This is a genomic window from Streptomyces sp. E11-3, assembly GCF_046540415.1.
Lineage (GTDB): Bacteria > Actinomycetota > Actinomycetes > Streptomycetales > Streptomycetaceae > Streptomyces.
In genome coordinates this window covers 1,976,442-1,995,449 of the sequence record NZ_JAZGRL010000001.1, presented here as the reverse complement: position 1 = coordinate 1,995,449, position 19,008 = coordinate 1,976,442, and the positions used below count along the sequence as shown (strand labels likewise).

At 70.3% G+C, this 19,008-nt stretch carries 15 protein-coding genes and 1 pseudogene; 12 read left to right on the top strand and 4 right to left on the bottom strand.

The features are described 5' to 3' along the window. Positions 1–14: 14 nt before the first annotated feature. The 8 genes and pseudogenes from U9R90_RS08890 to U9R90_RS08855 all read left to right on the top strand — a co-directional run bounded on the left by U9R90_RS08890 (position 15) and on the right by U9R90_RS08855 (position 8,472). The gene (locus tag U9R90_RS08890; protein ID WP_411055849.1) at positions 15–1,454 is read left to right on the top strand and encodes a gamma-aminobutyraldehyde dehydrogenase; all 1,440 of its coding nucleotides are present in this window, start codon (positions 15–17) and stop codon (positions 1,452–1,454) included. Positions 1,455–1,551: 97 nt separating this feature from the next. Further along, positions 1,552–2,067, top strand: a pseudogene (locus U9R90_RS08885) (HXXEE domain-containing protein); the annotation flags it as partial. Positions 2,068–2,286: 219 nt separating this feature from the next. Beyond that, positions 2,287–3,507, top strand: a complete 1,221-nt coding sequence (locus U9R90_RS08880) for a spermidine/putrescine ABC transporter substrate-binding protein (RefSeq protein WP_411057685.1) — start codon at positions 2,287–2,289, stop codon at positions 3,505–3,507. 53 nt (positions 3,508–3,560) lie between these two features. Continuing rightward, entirely contained in the window at positions 3,561–4,685 is a 1,125-nt protein-coding gene (locus tag U9R90_RS08875; RefSeq protein WP_411055848.1) for an ABC transporter ATP-binding protein, read from the top strand. Then, positions 4,682–5,617, top strand: a complete 936-nt coding sequence (locus U9R90_RS08870; RefSeq protein ID WP_411055847.1) for an ABC transporter permease — start codon at positions 4,682–4,684, stop codon at positions 5,615–5,617. Before U9R90_RS08875 ends, U9R90_RS08870 begins: the two co-directional genes overlap by 4 nt. Further along, positions 5,617–6,435 carry an ABC transporter permease gene (locus U9R90_RS08865; RefSeq protein ID WP_411055846.1) on the top strand — a complete coding sequence of 273 codons (819 nt, stop codon included), beginning with the start codon at positions 5,617–5,619 and terminating at the stop codon, positions 6,433–6,435. Before U9R90_RS08870 ends, U9R90_RS08865 begins: the two co-directional genes overlap by 1 nt. Positions 6,436–6,447: 12 nt before the next feature. After that, positions 6,448–7,875: an NAD(P)/FAD-dependent oxidoreductase gene (locus tag U9R90_RS08860; protein ID WP_411055845.1), complete on the top strand. Its 1,428-nt coding sequence runs from the start codon at positions 6,448–6,450 to the stop codon at positions 7,873–7,875. Positions 7,876–8,013: 138 nt separating this feature from the next. Next, positions 8,014–8,472: a hypothetical protein gene (locus U9R90_RS08855; protein WP_411055844.1), complete on the top strand. Its 459-nt coding sequence runs from the start codon at positions 8,014–8,016 to the stop codon at positions 8,470–8,472. Here the strand turns inward: U9R90_RS08855 and U9R90_RS08850 are convergent. From U9R90_RS08850 to U9R90_RS08840, 3 genes are all read right to left on the bottom strand, one after another. Beyond that, on the bottom strand, positions 8,469–9,038 hold the full coding sequence (locus tag U9R90_RS08850) for a phosphatase PAP2 family protein (RefSeq protein ID WP_411055843.1): 570 nt from the start codon (positions 9,036–9,038) through the stop codon (positions 8,469–8,471). The two genes, U9R90_RS08855 and U9R90_RS08850, sit on opposite strands and share 4 nt — an antisense overlap. Before the next feature lie 182 nt (positions 9,039–9,220). Continuing rightward, complete coding sequence (locus U9R90_RS08845) at positions 9,221–10,000, bottom strand: class I SAM-dependent methyltransferase (protein ID WP_411055842.1); 780 nt, start codon at positions 9,998–10,000, stop codon at positions 9,221–9,223. A gap of 91 nt (positions 10,001–10,091) precedes the next feature. Beyond that, a complete protein-coding gene (locus U9R90_RS08840) occupies positions 10,092–10,325 on the bottom strand; it encodes a hypothetical protein (protein ID WP_411055841.1) in 234 nt (77 codons plus the stop codon). 227 nt (positions 10,326–10,552) lie between these two features. Here U9R90_RS08840 and U9R90_RS08835 point away from each other — a divergent pair, with 227 nt between their 5' ends. Beyond that, the gene (locus U9R90_RS08835; RefSeq protein ID WP_411055840.1) at positions 10,553–11,083 is read left to right on the top strand and encodes a putative immunity protein; all 531 of its coding nucleotides are present in this window, start codon (positions 10,553–10,555) and stop codon (positions 11,081–11,083) included. A gap of 281 nt (positions 11,084–11,364) precedes the next feature. Here the strand turns inward: U9R90_RS08835 and gabT are convergent, their stop codons facing one another. Next, positions 11,365–12,696 carry a 4-aminobutyrate--2-oxoglutarate transaminase gene (gene gabT, locus U9R90_RS08830; RefSeq protein ID WP_411055839.1) on the bottom strand — a complete coding sequence of 444 codons (1,332 nt, stop codon included), beginning with the start codon at positions 12,694–12,696 and terminating at the stop codon, positions 11,365–11,367. 493 nt (positions 12,697–13,189) lie between these two features. Here gabT and U9R90_RS08825 point away from each other — a divergent pair, with 493 nt between their 5' ends. The 3 genes from U9R90_RS08825 to U9R90_RS08815 all read left to right on the top strand — a co-directional run bounded on the left by U9R90_RS08825 (position 13,190) and on the right by U9R90_RS08815 (position 18,974). Further along, positions 13,190–15,331: an ATP-binding protein gene (locus U9R90_RS08825; RefSeq protein ID WP_411055838.1), complete on the top strand. Its 2,142-nt coding sequence runs from the start codon at positions 13,190–13,192 to the stop codon at positions 15,329–15,331. Between the two features lie 134 nt (positions 15,332–15,465). Further along, entirely contained in the window at positions 15,466–17,376 is a 1,911-nt protein-coding gene (locus tag U9R90_RS08820; protein ID WP_411055837.1) for a PucR family transcriptional regulator, read from the top strand. A 152-nt stretch (positions 17,377–17,528) separates the two neighbouring features. Further along, complete coding sequence (locus tag U9R90_RS08815) at positions 17,529–18,974, top strand: aldehyde dehydrogenase family protein (protein ID WP_411055836.1); 1,446 nt, start codon at positions 17,529–17,531, stop codon at positions 18,972–18,974. Positions 18,975–19,008 lie beyond the last annotated feature (34 nt).

Below are 19,008 nucleotides of genomic sequence, written 5' to 3'. Positions count from 1 at the left end.
ATCAGGAGGCAGCAGTGACCACCGAACTGCGTCGGCTGCGCAACTACATCGACGGGGAGTTCCGGGACGCCGCGGACGGGCGGACCACTGAGGTGGTCAACCCGGCTACCGGCGAGGCGTACGCGACCGCCCCGCTCTCCGGACAGGCGGACGTCGACGCCGCCATGGCGGCCGCCGCCGCCGCGTTCCCCGCCTGGCGGGACCTGGTACCGGCCGAGCGCCAGAAGGCGCTGCTGAAGATCGCCGACGCCTTCGAGGAGCGGGCCGAGGAACTGATCGCGGTCGAGTCCGAGAACTGCGGCAAGCCGATCGGGCTCACCCGCAGCGAAGAGATCCCGATGATGCTGGACCAGATCCGGTTCTTCGCGGGCGCCGCCCGGATGCTCGAAGGCCGCTCGGCCGGCGAGTACATGGAGGGTCTGACCTCCATCGTCCGCCGCGAGCCGATCGGTGTCTGCGCGCAGGTCGCGCCGTGGAACTACCCGATGATGATGGCGGTGTGGAAGTTCGCCCCGGCGCTCGCCGCGGGCAACACCGTGGTCCTCAAGCCGTCGGACACCACCCCCGCGTCCACGGTCCTGATGGCCGAGATCATCGGCTCCATCGTGCCCAAGGGCGTGTTCAACGTCGTCACCGGCGACCGGAACACGGGCCGCGCGATGGTCGAGCACCCGACCCCGGCGATGGCCTCCATCACCGGATCGGTGCGCGCCGGTATGCAGGTCGCCGAGTCCGCCTCCAAGGACCTCAAGCGGGTCCACCTTGAGCTGGGCGGCAAGGCCCCGGTCGTGGTCTTCGAGGACACCGACATCGCCAAGGCCGTCGCGGCCATCGCCGAGGCCGGGTACTTCAACGCCGGGCAGGACTGCACGGCTGCCACCCGCGTGCTGGTCCACGAGTCCATCCACGACGAGTTCGTGACGGCGCTGGCCAAGACCGCGTCCGACACCAAGACCGGCATGCCGGACGACGAGGACGTGCTCTTCGGCCCGCTGAACAACCCGAACCAGCTCGCCCAGGTCGAGGGCTTCATCGATCGCCTTCCGGCGCACGCCAAGGTCGAGGCGGGCGGCCAGCGGGTCGGCGAGAAGGGCTACTTCTACGCGGCGACCGTCGTCTCGGGCCTCAAGCAGGACGACGAGATCATCCAGCAGGAGGTCTTCGGTCCGGTCATCACGGTCCAGTCCTTCACGGACGAGGCCCAGGCCATCCAGTACGCGAACGACGTCGAGTACGCCCTGGCGTCCTCGGTATGGACCAAGGACCACGGCCGCGCGATGCGCCTTTCCAAGGCACTCGACTTCGGCTGCGTCTGGATCAACACGCACATCCCGCTGGTCGCCGAGATGCCGCACGGCGGCTTCAAGAAGTCCGGCTACGGCAAGGACCTGTCGGCGTACGGCTTCGAGGACTACACGCGCGTCAAGCACGTGATGACGTCGCTCGAGGGCTGATCGGCTGCCCTGCACGGGGCGGACTTTCGCGGGGCGGGCAGGGGACCAACTGGGTCTCCTGCCCGCCCCGTTATGTTGCTGTGGCAGCCTTGCGTCCATGAGCGACGAACAGGTGGGCGCGGCCGTCACCTTGGGACTGCTGGCCGCGTGGGCGCTGCACGACGCCGAGGAGTTGGCGACCGTGCCGCGCTGGACCGCGGAGCACCTTCCCGAGCTGCGGGAGAGGTTCCCGGCCGTGCCGGAGCGTGTGTGGCGGACCCTGGACTCCGTCGAGCCACGGGAGTTCGCTGTGGCGGTGGGCGTGATGGGCGCGGTCGTCGCCTCCGCCGCAGCCGCGGGGCGCCTGAGCGGCGGCCGATCGGCCTTCTACCAGACGGCGTTGAACGGCTTCGGCCTGCACGGCCTGGTGCACCTCGCGCAGGCGGCGGCGATACGTGGCTACACCCCCGGCTCCGTCACCTCGCCGCTGCTGGTCGTGCCCTTCACCGCGTGGGCGCGCGGCCGCCTGCGGCGCGCGGGGGTGCTGCGGCCGACCCGGGCGCGGGACGCGGTGTGGGGCTTGGCGGTCGCCGGGGGCGCCACCGTACTGGCCCACGCGGTGGCACGGCGGGTGCCCGCCGCTAGGGGGCGTCTCCCCGATCTTCGCGGGCCCGCGACGCCTGGCACGCGCCCCCAAGCTCTCGACTGCTTCCCCACGCTCTCGGCTGCGCTCGAGCAGGGGAGACCCCATTGAGCAGGGAGGGACCCCCTTCGACGCACGGCCGNCCCACTCCTTCCCACCCCCTCCCAGGAAGGCAGTTCCCCTGTGATACCCACTGATCTGTACGACGGCATGTCCGAGCCGGTCCGCAAGGCCTGGGAGCGCAGTCTGACCAGCGGTCGGGCCGCCATGTCCCGGCGCCGTCTGCTCCAGGGCACCTCGCTCGCCGCCGGCGGAGCCCTGCTGGCCGCCTGTGGCATCCCCGCCGCCGAGGGCGGCGACAGCGAGGAAAAGGACAAGACGAAGGACCTCTCGGACAAGGAGAAGGTCCTCAACTTCGCCAACTGGCCGCTGTACATCGACGTCGACGACGATGACGAGAACAAGCGGCCCACGCTGGAAGCCTTCCAGCGCGAGTCCGGCATCAAGGTGAAGTACGTCGAGGACATCAACGACAACAACGAGTTCTACGGCAAGATCAAGCCGCAGCTCGCCGCGGGCCAGGACACCGGCCGCGACCTGATCTGCCTCTCCGACTGGATGGCCGGGCGGCTCATCAAGCACGGCTGGGCCCGCCGCCTCAACCCCGCCAACCTGCCCAACGCGGTGGCCAACCTCGAAGGCCGCTTCCGCAACGCGGCGCACGACCCGGGCCGCCAGTACAGCTACCCCTGGGCGGGCACCGCGGCGGTCATCGCGTACAACAAGAAGGCCACCAAGGGAAAGGTGGTCAAGAGCGTCACCCAGCTGCTTGAGGACGACTCCCTCAAGGGCAAGGTCTCGCTGCTCACCGAGATGCACGACACCATGGGCCTGACGCTGCTCGACATGGGCAAGGACTCCGCGGACTTCAGCGACGACGACTTCTCCGCCGCCATCGCCAAGATCCAGAAGGCGGTGGACTCCAAGCAGGTCCGCCGGTTCACCGGCAACGACTACATGGACGAGCTGAACTCCGGCGACATCGCCGCCTGTGTCGCCTGGGCCGGTGACGTCGTACAGCTCCAGTTCGACAACCCCGACGTGCAGTTCTACCTGCCCGACAACGGCTATCTCTTCGGCACCGACGACCTTCTGGTGCCCGCCAAGGCCAAGCACCAGAAGAACGCCGAGGCGCTGATCGACTACTACTACCAGCCGAAGATCGCGGCCGAACTGGCCGCCTGGGTCAACTACATCTGCCCGGTGGTCGGCGCCAAGGAAGAGCTCGCCAAGATCGACAAGGAGCTCGCCGAGGACCCGCTGATCGTCCCGGACGCCAAGATGATCGCCAAGGGCCACAACTTCCGGCAGCTCAGCGAGAAGGAAGAGACCCGCTACGAGGACCAGTTCGCCAAGCTGATCGGCGCGTGAGACCCCCGGCGGAAGCCAAGCCCATCTGAGGCAAGCCCATCTGAGGAACGTTCATGACCATCACCCTGTCCCAGGTCAGCAAGGTCTTCGGTGACTTCACCGCCGTGCACCCGCTGGACCTCACCATCCCCGAGGGCTCCTTCTTCGCCCTCCTCGGTGCCTCCGGCTGCGGCAAGACCACCACCCTGCGCATGATCGCGGGTCTTGAGGACCCCAGCACCGGCTCCGTACTCCTCGGGGATCAGGACATCACCGCGCTGCCCCCGCACAAGCGCCCGGTGAACACCGTCTTCCAGAGCTATGCGCTCTTCCCGCACCTGGACGTGTACGAGAACATCGCGTTCGGCCTGCGCCGCCAGGGCGTCAAGGACGTGGCCGGCAAGGTCGACGAGATGCTGGACCTGGTGGAACTGGGCCCGATGGCCCGCCGCAAGCCCCGCCAGCTCTCCGGCGGCCAGCAGCAGCGCGTCGCCCTCGCCCGCGCCCTGATCAACCGCCCGCAGGTACTTCTGCTCGACGAGCCGCTCGGCGCGCTCGACCTCAAGCTGCGCCGCCAGATGCAGCTCGAACTCAAGCGCATCCAGACCGAGGTCGGCATCACCTTCGTGCATGTCACCCACGACCAGGAGGAGGCCATGACCATGGCCGACCAGGTCGCGGTGATGTACGGCGGCCGGGTCGAACAACTCGGCGCCCCCGTCGAGCTGTACGAGAACCCGCGTACGACCTTCGTCGCCAACTTCCTCGGCACCTCCAACCTGATCGAGGCCGAGGTCGTCGACGCGGCCGGGGACCACGCCCTGCTCAAGGCCGCCGACAGCAAGCTCCGGCTGCCCGCCCAGCGCGCCCACACCGAACTGCGCACCGGCGACCGGGTCCTGGCGGGCGTACGTCCCGAGAAGATCTCCCTCACCCACGCGGCCGACGAGGCGACCATCCCCGAGGGCCGCAACCGCGTCACCGGCAGGATCTCGGACGCCAGTTTCCTCGGCGTCTCGATGCAGTACCTGGTCAACAGCCCGGCCGGGCCCGAACTGGCGGTCTACGAGCAGAACGTGGAACGCGACGCCCGCCTGATCCCGGGAGCCGACGTGGTGCTGCACTGGAACCCGGCCCACACCTTCGGCCTCGACTCCGCCCAGGCCATCGACGCCGGTACGGGGGAGGACGCCGTATGAGCCCTGCGCTCAAGACCGCTCCGCCCCCGGGCGCCGCGGAACCCGACGCCGTACCGGCCGCGACACCTGGACGCCGCCGCCTCACCCCGTACTGGCTGCTGCTGCCCGCCGGTATCTGGCTCGCCGTCTTCTTCGTGGCCCCGCTCTTCTACCAGGCGTCCACCTCGGTCCAGACCGGATCCCTGGAGGAGGGCTACCAGGTCACCTGGCACTTCGCCACGTACTGGGAGGCGCTGCAGGACTACGGCCCGCACTTCATACGCTCCTTCCTGTACGCGGCCGTCGCCACCGCCCTGTGCCTGCTCATCGGCTACCCACTGGCCTACATGATCGCGTTCCGGGCCGGACGCTGGCGCGGCATCCTCCTGGTGATGGTCATCGCGCCCTTCTTCACCAGCTTCCTGATCCGTACCCTCGCCTGGAAGTCGATCCTGTCCGACTCGGGCCCCGTGGTCTCCGCGCTGAACAGCCTGCACCTCCTGGATGTGACCAGCGCGCTGGGCCTGACCGCCGACGACCGCGTACTGGCCACGCCCCTCGCGGTGATCTGCGGCCTGACGTACAACTTCCTCCCGTTCATGGTGCTGCCCCTCTACAGCTCCCTGGAGCGGATCGACCCCGCACTCCACGAAGCGTCCCGCGACCTGTACGCGAGGCCGTCCACCACCTTCCGCAAGGTGACCTTCCCGCTCTCCCTGCCCGGAGTCGTCGCGGGCACCCTGCTCACCTTCATCCCGGCGTCGGGCGACTACATCAACGCCCAGCTGCTCGGCTCGCCGCGTGAGCAGATGGTCGGCAACGCCATCCAGAAGCAGTTCCTCAACGTCCTCGACTATCCGACCGCGGCCGCCATGTCGTTCATCCTCATGGCGCTCATCCTGGTCATGGTCACCCTCTACATGCGCCGCGCGGGAACGGAGGACCTGGTCTGATGTCCGCACCCCTGACCGCCCCCATCCACTGGGTGCGCCGCAATCTCGTCGTCATCGTGGGATCGCTCGCCCTGCTGTACCTGCTGCTCCCCAACGTCGTGGTGATGCTGTTCTCGTTCAACAAACCGGCGGGACGCTTCAACTACGAGTGGCGGGAGTTCTCCACCGACGCCTGGACCAACCCCTGCGGCGTCGCCGACATGTGCGGCTCGCTCGGGCTGAGCCTGCAGATCGCCGTGGCGGCCACGCTGATCGCCACCGCCTTCGGCACCCTGGCCGCCTTCGCACTCGGCCGCCACCGCTTCCGCGGCAAGTCCGCGACGCAGGGCCTGATCTTCCTGCCGATGGCGATGCCCGAGGTCGTGATGGCCGCCTCACTCGGCACGCTCTTCCTCAACATGCGGGTCGACTTCGGCTTCACCACGATCCTCATCGCCCACGTCATGTTCTGCCTGAGCTTCGTGGTGGTAGCCGTCAAGGCCCGCGTGATGTCGATGGACCCGCGCCTGGAAGAGGCCGCCCGCGACCTGTACGCGGGACCGGCGCAGACCTTCTGGCGGGTCACCCTGCCGCAGGCCGCGCCGGGCATCGCCGCCGGTGCGATGCTGAGCTTCGCACTCTCCTTCGACGACTTCATCATCACGCAGTTCAACGCGGGTCCGTCCACCGTGACCTTCCCGATGTTCGTCTGGGGCGCGGCACAGCGCGGCGTCCCCGTACAGGTCAATGTGATCGGTACGGCGATGTTCCTGATCGCGGTCGGCATCGTGCTCGTCGGCCAGCTGGTCGGCAACCGTCGCAAGAAGCAAGCACTGTAGGGAGTTGAGATCATGGCCCCAAGCGCCATGACCCCCAAGAACCGCTTCACCACCGCACTCGCCGACGCCCAGCCGGTGGCCTACTGGCTGGACGACCCCGGCAAGCCACGCGCCGAACCCGCGCTCACCGGCGCCGAGAGCTGCGACCTCCTCGTGGTCGGCGGCGGCTACAGCGGCCTGTGGACCGCCCTCATCGCCAAGGAACGCGACCCGCAGCGCGACGTCGTCCTCCTCGAAGGCCGCGAGGTGGGCTGGGCCGCCTCCGGCCGCAACGGCGGCTTCTGCGCCGCGTCCCTCACCCACGGCCTCGCCAACGGCCTGGCCCGCTGGCCCGGCGAGATCGAGCAGCTGGAACAGCTGGGCGCCCGCAACCTCGACGCCATCGAGGAGGCGGTCGCCCGCTACGGAATCGACTGCGACTTCGAGCGCACCGGCGAGATCGACGTGGCCACCGAGCCGCACCAGGTCGAAGAGCTCCGCGAGATGCACACCGAGTCCCAGCGCCTCGGCCTCGACGGCGGCACCGAGTTCCTGGACGCCGACCAGGTCAAGGCCGAACTCGCCTCTCCCACCTTCCTCGCCGGAATCTGGGACCGCGAAGGCGTCGCGATGCTGCACCCCGCCAAGCTGGCCTGGGGCCTGAAGCGCGCCTGCCTCGACCTCGGCGTACGCATCTACGAGAACACCCCCGCGAACACCCTCACCCAGCACGGCGCGGGCATGGCCGTCCGCACCCCGTACGGCCGGGTCCTGGCCCACCAGGTCGCGCTCGGCACCAACGTCTTCCCCTCCCTCGTCAAGCGAATCCGCCCCTACACCGTCCCGGTCTACGACTACGCCCTGATGACCGAGCCGCTCACCGAGTCCCAACTCGACTCCATCGGCTGGAAGAACCGCCAGGGCATCGGCGACAGCGCCAACCAGTTCCACTACTTCCGGATCACGGCCGACAACCGCATCCTGTGGGGCGGCTACGACGCCATCTACCCCTACGGCGGCAAGGTACGGGCCGAGTACGACCACCGCCCCGAGACCTACGCCAAGCTCGCGGGCCACTTCTTCCGCTGCTTCCCCCAACTGGAGGGCCTGCGCTTCACCCACACCTGGGGCGGCGCCATCGACACCTGCTCCCGCTTCTCGGCGTTCTTCGGCACCGCGCACTCCGGCCGGGTCGCCTACGCTGCGGGCTTCACCGGCCTCGGTGTCGGCGCGACCCGCTTCGGCGCGGACGTCATGCTCGACCTGCTCTCCGGCGAGCAAACCGACCGCACAACCCTCCAAATGGTCCGCAACAAGCCCCTCCCCTTCCCCCCGGAACCCTTCGCCTGGACCGGAATCTCCCTCACCAAGTGGTCCCTGGCCCGCGCCGACGCCAACGGCGGCCGCCGCAACCCCTGGCTGAAGACCCTGGACCGCTTCGGCCTCGGCTTCGACAGCTGAAGCGCCGGCGTACGCCCTGCTCACCCCAGTGACCCAGATCACTACCAACAAGTAGCGAAAACCCGCGTAAGGACTTCCACCAAGCCCGCTCTCTCTCGTGAAACGCATCGCGCGCAGACGAAAGAGGGAGGCCAAGCCATGACCGGCTCGGCGGATAGGTCAGCAGTGGAGTGGTTGGTCGCGGTCGCACCGGACCCGGAGGCCTGCCGCTGGGAGTGGGAGCGCAACCCGCTCGGGGTCGCCCTGCTCCCGGCGGGCAAGCGCTGGGACGTCCTGATCCTGCCCGGCGAACTCGGCTATCCGACGCTCGACATCCTGAACCGCTGCGTCGACCGCCCGGGCCCGGTGCTCGCGGACTTCGGCGACGCCCGGATGGGCTTCTTCGTCCCGGCCGGTACGGCGGCCCGCTGGGTCGGCACAGGAGTACGGGGCGCGGGCGACGGCACCTGGATCGTCGTCCCGTACCCCGGCCGGGCGACCGGCGGCGTCCGCTGGCTGATCCCCCCGGACGGCACCGGCACGCTCACCGACCCGGCCCTGCTGGAACTGGCCATGCACGAAGCGGCAGCCCAACTCGCCAGGACCACAGACCCCTAACGCCGCATCGACACGGACCCCACCAACACACCCCCCAAAACCCAACTCCCCACCACATCCAGCGGCCAGTGATACCCACACCACACAAGACCGACCCCCGCCGCCCCGACCACGACCACACACCCGACGACCAGCACCCGACGCACCCAGACGCCACGCAGATACGGAAGCAGCAACGCGACGGCCACCCCGTAGGCGACCGCCGCGGTAGCCGCATGCCCAGAGGGATAGAACCCCGTACCCGCCATACCGGGCGGCCCACCCCGCCCCACCAGAGCCTTCACCGGCACGACCACGAGCGGCACCGCGGCCATCACGAGCACACCCACACCCGGCGCCACCCACCACCGCCCCGCACGCTCCCGCCACCCGACATACAGGAGCACCGCGACCAGCACCGGAACGGCGACCGCCACCTCCCCCAGATCAGCGAGAACCTGCGCGAAGCCCTCGGCCCTCCCTCGGACCGCACGGCCGACGCGCTCGTCCAGACGCCGCACGGGCCCATCCACAGCGGCCACCCAGCCCAGCAGCACGAAGAAAAGAACGCCGACCCCAACCAGCAAGGTCGGCAACCGTAGAACAAGAGGCCAAACACCTGGCCCAGGAGACGCACTACCGATGTGACGGCTGCTCAGTCGGGGAATCACGGGAACAGCCTCGCACTGGGCCTGAGCACACGCGAACACGGCGAGACCACCAGGTCAGCGCCAGTCGCTAGTCGCCGCCGACACGCGCTCGACGGCTCTCACAGCCGCCGCACGCGCAGCACGGCGGTCAGCATCGGGAGGGCGAACTCGCCGTCGGCGGTCTCTGCTCTGCTCGCGAGGAATGCGCGGATCCGGCCGAGCGTGGCCTCACGTTCCTGTTCCGGCATGACCAGCATCCCCGCGCGCGTGGCGAGGGTCGCGACGAGGGAGTCGGCGGTGCGGCGCTGCCCGTGCGCGAACTCGGCCTGCTCCGGCGAGCCGAATCGGGCGGCCCCGCCGGTCTTGGGAAGGTGCATGTCCGCCGCCTCGGCGCGCCAGCTGGCGGGCGTGTCACGCGGGCCGATGGCCGCGCTCCCGCTGACCTGTGCGAGCCCGGCGACCCAGTCGACCTGGTCGTCCATGACGTTCCACAGACCGGCCAGGATGCCGCCGGGCGCGAGAACCCTGGCGATCTCGGGTCCCGCGACGGCCATGTCGAACCAGTGCATGGCGTTACCGGCCAGCACCGCATCGACGGACGCGTCCGGCAGCGGGATCGCCTCGGCACTACCCGACAGGGCACGGACGGTCGGCAGCGCCCGACGCAGCTCGGCCAGCATCGCCGAATCGGGCTCGACGGCAATGACTTCGGCACCCAGCGCGACCAACGTGGCGGTCAGCTTGCCGGTTCCGGCACCGAGGTCGAGCACACGCGGGCCCGGCGCGGGCTCAAGCGCCCAACGCACCGCGTCCTGCGCGTAGTCCGGACGGTGCTCGGCGTATGCGGCCGCCGCTGCGCCGAACGACGAGGAATGAAGCAGGCGTTCGTCCTTTTCCACGCGGCTACCTTAACTGCGACCGGCCGAGCTGTGCTTCGCTGCAACGGACCGCTGGTCCCAGCGGACCGAGTTCGGGCGAGACCGACGTTGATCAGCGGGTCGGGAAGGAATCCAGGGCAAGATCCCACTGGTCAGCTGCATGAAGCAGCGCAGCCGTATCCACCCGCACCTCCACGAAGTACTGGTAGATGTCCGCCCTGTCGTCACCTTGCTGCCATGGGGGTGCCGCCTCCAAGGACAGGTGAACGCGAATCACCGCCCCACCCTCGCTTCGATCGGCGAGGCTGAAGGCGAGGACCGGCTCGACGAACCACGTGTCCTTCATAGGTCAGTAGGGACGGATCGGTAAAGGACCAGCTGCCCTTGGGAGTCGTCACCTTGCCACCGATGACCAGCCAGTTGTCGTCAGGCTGTCCCGGACCGCGGAGAACTGATAGCGCAGCGGGCGAAGGGCCGGTGGAGGTTGTCGTTGTCTCTGCCTGAATCGTGCGGTGCCGGCCCGGAGCCGCCCCAACCGCTTGGCTGTTCAGCGCAATGGTCGAGGATGGAGCCATGCCAGGGGAAGTGAGCGAGATCGCTCTGAGTAAGCAAGATCTTCGTGAGGTCTCCGCGTTCGCCGCAGCGTGCGCGGAAGTGGTGCTCGAGGTATTCGAGGGCGATCAGCCGGACGACTTGCGGCCTCGAGACGCTATCGGCGCCGCGTGGGAGTTCGCTCGAGGTGGTGAGCGAGGGAAGGCTCTGCGCGACAGCGCGTGGGCGGCACTCAAGGCAGCCAAGAGCGCGGACACCGCGGCCGCGCGCGAGGCGGCTCGGGCCGCGATGTCTGCGGCAGGCGCCGCCTACCTCCACCCGCTGGCCAAGGCCACCCAGGTCAAACACATTCTCGGAGCTGGCGCTCACGCGGCCAGAGCGGCCGAACTCGTCGCCGACGACGATCGGAGCGTTGGTGCCGAACACCTTGAGCAGACGGTGCGTCGTGCGACACCGGTCGTCGTTGACGTGCTCAAACGCTTCCCGACGGCGCCGAGTGGCGGCGGACGGGTTGGTGAGTTGATCCGCATGCTGGACGCTGACCTTCGTTAAGGAAGCAGAAGGGCCCGGAAGCAGGGGGGTAGCTTCCGGGCCCTTCGGTGTCGGTCCCGATTCCGGTTACGAAGCGCAGCCAGAAGGTCGGACGCCGACGTGATCGTCCGGCGCGCGTCTCGGGGGGGATGAGTCGGGCGGCCATCCGATCGGTGAGAGGTGCCAAGAGGAGTGGGGGAACTCCATCCTGGACATCTACGAAGAACCTACGACACGAGACGTGACGTCAACAGTCGCACAGGCGTCATACCATCGCCCCCGCACAGGATCTTCACAGCACGTCAGACCGAGGCGATGGCCTCAGCGACGACATCCAGGCCCTCGTTCAGCAGGTCCTCACCGATGACCAGCGGCGGCAGGAAGCGCAGCACGTTCCCGTACGTGCCACAGGTCAGGACCAGCACACCCGCCGCGTGGCAGGCCTTGGCCACCGCGGCGGTCGCCTCCGGATTCGGGTCCTTCGTACCCGACTTCACCAGCTCGATCGCGATCATCGCGCCACGCCCACGGATGTCGCCCACGATGTCGCACTTCTCCTGGACCGCGGCCAGCCGCCCCTTCATGACCTCCTCGATCCGCTTCGCCTTGGCGTTGAGGTCGAGTTCCTTCATCGTCTCGATGGACCCGAGCGCACCCGCGCAGGCCACCGGGTTACCGCCGTAGGTGCCACCGAGGCCACCCGCGTGCGCGGCGTCCATGATCTCGGCGCGCCCGGTGACAGCGGCGAGCGGCAGACCACCGGCGATGCCCTTCGCCGTCGTAATGAGGTCGGGCACAACGCCCTCGTCCTCACAGGCGAACCACTGGCCCGTACGGCAGAACCCGGACTGAATCTCATCAGCCACGAAGACGATGCCGTTGTCCTTGGCGAACTGCGCGATGGCCGGCAGGAAGCCCTTGGCGGGCTCGATGAAGCCACCCTCGCCGAGCACCGGCTCGATGATGATCGCGGCGACGTTGTCCGCACCGACCTGCTTGGAGATCTGGTCGATCGCCTGTGCGGAGGCCTCGGCCCCGCAGTTCTCGGGACCGGTCGGCCAGCGGTAGCCGTACGCCACCGGCACCCGGTAGACCTCGGGCGCGAACGGCCCGAACCCGTTCTTGTACGGCATGTTCTTGGAGGTGAGCGCCATCGTCAGGTTGGTCCGCCCGTGGTACCCATGGTCGAACACGACAACAGCCTGGCGCTTGGTGTACGCACGCGCGATCTTGACCGCGTTCTCCACGGCCTCGGCACCGGAGTTGAACAGCGCGGACTTCTTCTCGTGCTCACCGGGGGTCAGCTCCGCCAGGGCCTCACAGACCTCGACGTAGCCCTCGTACGGGGTGACCATGAAGCAGGTGTGCGTGAAGTCGGCGAGCTGCGCGGAGGCCCGGCGCACAACGGCCTCAGCCGACGCGCCCACGGACGTCACAGCGATACCGGACCCGAAGTCGATCAGCCGGTTGCCGTCGACGTCCTCGATGATGCCGCCGCCCGCGCGCGCCGTGAACACCGGCAGTACGGAGCCCACGCCGCCCGCGACGGTGGCGGTACGTCGGGCCTGCAGCTCCTGGGACTTCGGGCCGGGGATGGCGGTGACGACGCGGCGCTCCTGCGGGACTGCGCTCATAAGGGGCTCCTGGGGGTGGATCGGACACGTTTCTTTTCGCAGGCTAGGGGTGAGACGGGGGTCCGGGCATGTTCCGTTGGGGAGAAGTACGCGCGTGGCGTTATCCGGACCGTCCATAGCGAGCAACGCGCACGACCGACGAGGGCACCGACCGGCGAGCGCGTCCGCCCCACCGGTCCGCACCCGCACGACCAACGGTGGGCACCGAGCAGCGGGCGCGTCCGCCCCCACCGGCCGGTAGGCGCACTGCCGGCCGGAGGGGACGGGGCGGGGGGTGCGCGCGCAGCGCCGACGGTCCACACCGGGATCCATGTGCCACCACCGGGTAAGACGTCGGCGTGAGCACGTACCCCCCGACGCGGCCCCGCCCCACAACGAACCGAAGTGCGCCCCGGCCACCCCACGACGCGCGGAACGCTGAACTCCCCCTACACAGCCACTAGATTGGGCCCCGCACAAACCGACAGACCGCCAGGTCAGGGAGCAAGGGTCGATGGACACCGACGGCACCAGCGACGCAAGGGCCACACGCGCCAACCAGGTGCCGAAGCCTGCGGCGCCGACTGGGCTGCCACCAGTCCCGCGCCACGCACCGGGAGCCGAGGCACCTCGCGTGCCCCCGCGGCCCGACGGCGCGACATTCCTGGCGTGGCTGCGCACCCCCCGCCCCCAGACCCGCCCAGGCATCTGGCGCTTCGCCCACACCCCGAGGCCCGACCAGGAACCCGAGCGCGTACCCGGCCGCCAGCTACTCAGCGGAGCAGTGATCTCGTTCCTGGTCGGCTGGCTGATCTGGTCCCTCCTCTACAACGGCTACCTCGGCAGCTACTGGCTCTGGCCGCTCCTCGCGCTCACCCCCGAGTCCTGGCGTTCCCAGGGCGGCAACCACACCGCGTACCTGGTGGCCTCGTACGTCTACTACTTCGTCGTGGCAGGAGGCCTCCTGATGATGGTCGGCCGCCTGGGCCGCTGGCCGGAGATCTGGCGCCGCTACGGCCCACCCGCCTGGCCAGGCGTACGCCCGCCCAAGGACACGCCCGCGTCCCAACAGCCCGAAGAGGACCCCGCCACCTGGCCCCAGCTCCGCGCCGCCGGCGCCCCCGACGCCGCCGACCGCCTCACCGCGGACGCCACCGCCGGCCTGATGCGCGACGTGGACCACGCCAGGATCGCCCGCGCCTGGCAGTCCGTACGCTCAGGCCGCCACGCCCTGCCCGACTTCACCCGCGCCGTACTCAAGGACGGCGCCGCCGCCTGCCTGCACCCCTCGGGCGAGCGCGACCTGCACGCCAGAGGAGCCAGACACGACCTGATCACCGCCCAGGTCCGCCTGGGCACGACGGCCGACGACGACCGCAACCCGTACCAGTACCGAGGAACCGGCCTGGCCGTAGGCCCCGACCTGCTGGGCACCTCACTCCTGGCCGTAGGCCCCTCGGGCTCGGGCAAGACGGGCAGCGTGATGAGCCCGCTCACGGAAGCGCTGTGCCTGCAGGCTCTGGCCGGACGGGCAGCAGTGGTGGTAGTCGCCGCCGCGGGCGCCGGTCTCGGCCCCGCCGAGAACTACGACGTAGTGGTCCGCATCGGCCACCCCGATTCGGTCTACGACCTGGACCTGTACGGCGGCACCACCGACCCCGACGAAGCCGCGACCGTACTGGCCGAGGCCCTCGTCGGAGACCTGGCCGACCCGCACCCCGGCGCCGACAGCCGCCGCTCCGCGACCGTGCTCGCCCAACTGCTCGGCCCGTACTACGTGGCCAACGGCCGCTTCCCCTCCGTACCCGAGCTGCGCGAACTCCTCGACGGCGCACCCGTGCCGATGGGCGCGCTCCGCGAGGCCCTGGAAGAGCGGGGCCAAGACGCGATGCTCCGCGAACTGGACGCCCGAGAGCGGCAGTCGGGCTCGCCAGGCGACCCGAGCGTGCTGCTCGCCGACCGCATGGCCCTCCTGGACCGCCCCGCCTTCGCGGGGTTCTTCGACACATCGGGCGAAGGCCGCCCGTTCTCGCTGCGCGCACTCGACCACCCCGTACGCGTCCGGATCGATCTGCCCGAGCGCGGCCACGCCGACGCGTCGCGCATCCTCGCCCGGCTCCTCCTCGCCCAGTTCACGGCCAGCGCGGCACACCGCGAGGACCGCTCGCTCTTCGCCTGCCTGGTGCTCGACGACGCCTCGCGTACGGTCACCCCCGAGGCCGTACGCGGCATCCAGCGCCTGCGCTCGGCGAACGCGGGCACCGTACTGGCCCTGCGCACCCTCGACGACGTGGCGGGCCCGCTGCGCAGCGCGCTGCTCGGCGCGATCGGCTGCCGGATGGCGCTGTCCGGGGTGACGCCGTGGGACGGGCAGCAGTTCGCGGAGGTCTGGGGCAAGGAGTGGATCGAGGCCACCGATGTCACCGACCGGCAGATCGTCGCGGACGAGCCGCTCACCAAGGTCTCGCACGCCCTGCGCAAGATGATCACCGGCAAGGCGCCGACCGCGAGGGCGGTGACCGTACGGCAGGTGGAGCGCGAGCGCTGGTCGGCGTCCGAGCTGGCGCACGCGGTGCCGCCGGGGCACGCGGTGCTCTCGCTGACGACGGTACGCGGCGAACACGCGCCGCCGCTCCTGGTGGACCTGCGGGACTGACTACGACCTGTCCGGGACCGCGCGGCGGACCCCTACGGTGAGGCAGAATCGAAAGAGGCCGTTCATACACCCCGGCCAAGAACTTGCCGCAGACGCGGCCCACGCAGAACAACCCGGGAAGACCAGAAGGTCCCATGGCCCCCACGCTCGCCTCTCTCGTCCACCACTCCTCGCTGAAGCTCGTCGTGCGCGCCGGAGCGGACCGCCTGGACACCCCGGTGCGCTGGGCGCATCCCAGTGAGCTCACCGACCCCGTGCCGTACATGGACGGCGGCGAACTGCTCCTGATCACCGCGCTGAAGCTGGACGCGGAGGACCCGGAGGCGATGCGCAGCTATGTGCGGCGGCTGGTCGGGGCGGGCGTTGCCGGGCTCGGCTTCGCCGTCGGCGTGAACTACGAGGACGTTCCCGCGGCCCTGGTGGACGCGGCCGCCGCCGAGGGGCTGCCGCTCCTGGAGGTGCCCCGCCGTACCCCGTTCCTGGCCATCAGCAAGGCGGTCTCCGCGGCCATCGCCGCCGACCAGTACCGCTCGGTCACCGCGGGCTTCGCGGCCCAGCGCGAGCTGACCAAACAGGCACTGTCCGGTGGCCCCGAGGGCCTGCTCGGCGCGCTCGCCGGACAGGTCGACGGCTGGGCGGCGCTGTACGACGCGGCGGGCGGCGTCGTCGCCACGGCACCCGAGTGGGCGGCCAGGCGGGCCACCCGGCTCATCCCGGACGTGGAGCGGCTGCGCGACCGCCCGGTCCCGGCGACCACGGTGGTCAGCGGCGCCGAAGACCGCGTCGAACTGCACTCGATCGGCACCGGCCGCCGCGCCCGCACCGCGCTGGCCGTCGGCACCGGCGCGCCGCTGGGCACCGCCGAGCGGTACGCGGTGCACTCGGCCATCGCGCTGCTCACCCTCACCACCGAACGCTCCCGCTCGCTGCACGCGGCCGAGCAGCGCCTAGGCGCCGCCGTACTGCGCATGCTGCTCGCCGGGCAGTCCGACCATGCCCGTACCGTCGCGGGCGACCTGTACGGCGGCCTGCTCGACGCCCCCTTCCGCCTGCTCATCGCGGAACTGGCATCGGCCTCCGCCACCCGAGCCCACGCGGGCGGCCACCTCCGTATGCCACCCGACGTCCGAGCGGCCGAGGACGAGGCCGGTACAGCGGCGGGGGCAGGCACCCCCGCCGTGCCCAGCGGCGAGGCCGCAGGTTCAGCCGAAGCCCTGGTCCGCGACGCGCCTGGCTCGTCACCGACGTCACCCACATCGACCACATCACCCACACCCTCCTCATCGCCTGCCGGGCAGGCGAAGGGGCGACCGAGGACCGGCGATCAGGTGCCCAAGGGCGCCGGTACCTCCGGCAGCCGACCCGGAAGCAGCCCAGCCAAGGGGGCCCATGGGTCTCAGGGGGCCCAGGAGGCGACCGGGGACCCCCTGGACACCCTCACCGACATCGTCGAGTCCGCCGCCGCCCGCGCGGGCGAACCCGTACTCGTCGTACCCGACGGCGGCGAACGGCTCGTCCTGCTCATCGCCGACGGCGGTGCCGCCGCCGAAGCCTGCGTCCGCTACGCAGCGACCCTGGAAGCCGCCAGGACCACCGCGCGCGCCCCCGAGGAGGACGAGCTGGTCGTCGGCCTCTCCGCGCCGGCCGGCCCGATCGCCGCCGCCACCGCGTACAAGCAGGCCGAACAGGCGCTGTCCGTCGCCCGTCGCCGCGGCCGCGCCCTGGTCGAGCACGAGGAGCTCGCCGCGGGCTCCGTGCTGCCGCTGCTCGCCGACGACGCGGTACGCGCCTTCGCCGACGGCATGCTGCGCGCGCTGCGCGAACACGACGCCACCGGCCGCGGCGACCTCGTGGAGTCCCTGCGGGCCTGGCTCTCGCGCCACGGCCAGTGGGACGCGGCCGCGGCCGACCTGGGCGTCCACCGCCACACGCTGCGCTACCGGATGCGCCGCGTCGAGGAGATCCTGGGACGCTCCCTGGACGACCCGGACGCCCGGATGGAACTCTGGCTGGCACTCAAGACCACCGCCGCGGCCTCGGAGTAGTCGGAATAGACAGCGCCACCCCATTCGCCCATCTGCCAATCCGGTGCACCCCACCCCCCGACTGCTACGTGCCGGATAAACGACCCGCGAGCCTTACGCCCCTACGGTGGGGAGAACCCCCAGCAACCAACGCGGAAGGGCCGGGAATCACAATGACTTCCACCCACGCCTTCTGGCTCGCCGGCCGCCAGGCCACCGGTGAGACCACTCTCGACGTCACGTCCCCCTGGGACGGCCGCACCGTCGGCACCGTCAGCGTGCCGACCGACGCCCAGGTCGAGGAGGCCGTGGCCGCCGCCTACGCGGTGCGCGACGAGTTCGCGGCCACCCCCGCCCACGTACGCGCCGCTGCCCTGGACCATGTCTCGCGCAGGCTCGTCGAGCGCACCGAGGAGATCGCCGAGCTGATCTCCGCCGAGAACGGCAAGCCCATGAAGTGGGCCCGCGGCGAAGTCGGCCGTGCGGTCTCGGTGTTCCGCTTCGCCGCCGAAGAGGCCCGCCGCTTCAACGGTGGAGAGGCCCAGCGCCTGGACACCGACGCCGGTGGCGTCGGCCGCCTCGCCCTCACCCGCCGCTTCCCGCGCGGCGTCGTGCTCGGCATCGCGCCGTTCAACTTCCCGCTCAACCTCTGCGCCCACAAGATCGCCCCGGCGATCGCGGTCGGCACCCCGATCATCCTCAAGCCGGCCCCCGCGACCCCGCTCTCCGGCCTGATCATCGGCGAGCTGCTCGCCGAGACCGAGCTCCCGGACGGTGCGTGGAGCATCCTGCCGGTCGCCAACGACAAGATGCCCGCCCTGGTCCAGGACGAGCGCCTCCCGGTGATCTCCTTCACCGGCTCCGACAAGGTCGGCTACGCGATCATGGACTCGGTGCCGCGCAAGCACCTCACCCTGGAGCTCGGTGGCAACGGCGCCGCGGTCGTCCTCGCCGACTTCGCCTCGGACGCCGACCTGGACTGGGCCGCGAGCCGCATCGCGACCTTCTCGAACTACCAGGGCGGGCAGTCCTGCATCTCCGTGCAGCGGGTGATCGCCGACGCGTCCCTGCACGACCGGCTGCTGCCGCGCATCGTCAAGGCGGTCGAGGCGCAGGTCACCGGCGACCCGTCGGACGACGCGACCGAGGTCGGCCCGCTGGTGAACGAGGACGCCGCCAAGCGCGTCGAGGCCTGGGTCGACGAGGCCGTCCAGGCGGGCGCCCAGCTGGTCACCGGCGGCAAGCGCGACGGCGCCGCCTACGCGCCGACCGTGCTCACCGACGTACCGGCCGATGCCACCCTCGCCTGCGAGGAGGTCTTCGGACCGGTCCTGACGGTCACGAAGGTGAACGGCGAGCAGGAGGCCTTCGACGCGGTCAACGCCTCCAAGTACGGCCTGCAGGCGGGCGTGTTCACGCACGACACGAAGACCGCGTTCCGCGCCCACCGCGCCCTTGAGGTCGGCGGCGTGATCGTCGGCGACGTCCCGTCCTACCGCGCGGACCAGATGCCGTACGGCGGCGCCAAGCAGTCCGGCGTGGGCCGCGAGGGCGTGCGCTACGCGATGGACGACTACACGTACGAGCGGGTCATGGTCCTCACCGGCCTCGACCTGTAACCACACGCGCCACAGCACAGCGGCCGGAGCCTCC

Coding starts and splice junctions, on each gene's coding strand:
- U9R90_RS08880 (WP_411057685.1), top strand. CDS start 2,287: ATGTCCGAGCCGGTCCGCAAGGCCTGGGAGCGCAGTCTGACCAGCGGT.
- U9R90_RS08875 (WP_411055848.1), top strand. CDS start 3,561: ATGACCATCACCCTGTCCCAGGTCAGCAAGGTCTTCGGTGACTTCACC.
- U9R90_RS08870 (WP_411055847.1), top strand. CDS start 4,682: ATGAGCCCTGCGCTCAAGACCGCTCCGCCCCCGGGCGCCGCGGAACCC.
- U9R90_RS08865 (WP_411055846.1), top strand. CDS start 5,617: ATGTCCGCACCCCTGACCGCCCCCATCCACTGGGTGCGCCGCAATCTC.
- U9R90_RS08860 (WP_411055845.1), top strand. CDS start 6,448: ATGGCCCCAAGCGCCATGACCCCCAAGAACCGCTTCACCACCGCACTC.
- U9R90_RS08855 (WP_411055844.1), top strand. CDS start 8,014: ATGACCGGCTCGGCGGATAGGTCAGCAGTGGAGTGGTTGGTCGCGGTC.
- U9R90_RS08840 (WP_411055841.1), bottom strand. CDS start 10,325: ATGAAGGACACGTGGTTCGTCGAGCCGGTCCTCGCCTTCAGCCTCGCC.
- U9R90_RS08835 (WP_411055840.1), top strand. CDS start 10,553: ATGCCAGGGGAAGTGAGCGAGATCGCTCTGAGTAAGCAAGATCTTCGT.
- gabT (WP_411055839.1), bottom strand. CDS start 12,696: ATGAGCGCAGTCCCGCAGGAGCGCCGCGTCGTCACCGCCATCCCCGGC.
- U9R90_RS08825 (WP_411055838.1), top strand. CDS start 13,190: ATGGACACCGACGGCACCAGCGACGCAAGGGCCACACGCGCCAACCAG.
- U9R90_RS08820 (WP_411055837.1), top strand. CDS start 15,466: ATGGCCCCCACGCTCGCCTCTCTCGTCCACCACTCCTCGCTGAAGCTC.
- U9R90_RS08815 (WP_411055836.1), top strand. CDS start 17,529: ATGACTTCCACCCACGCCTTCTGGCTCGCCGGCCGCCAGGCCACCGGT.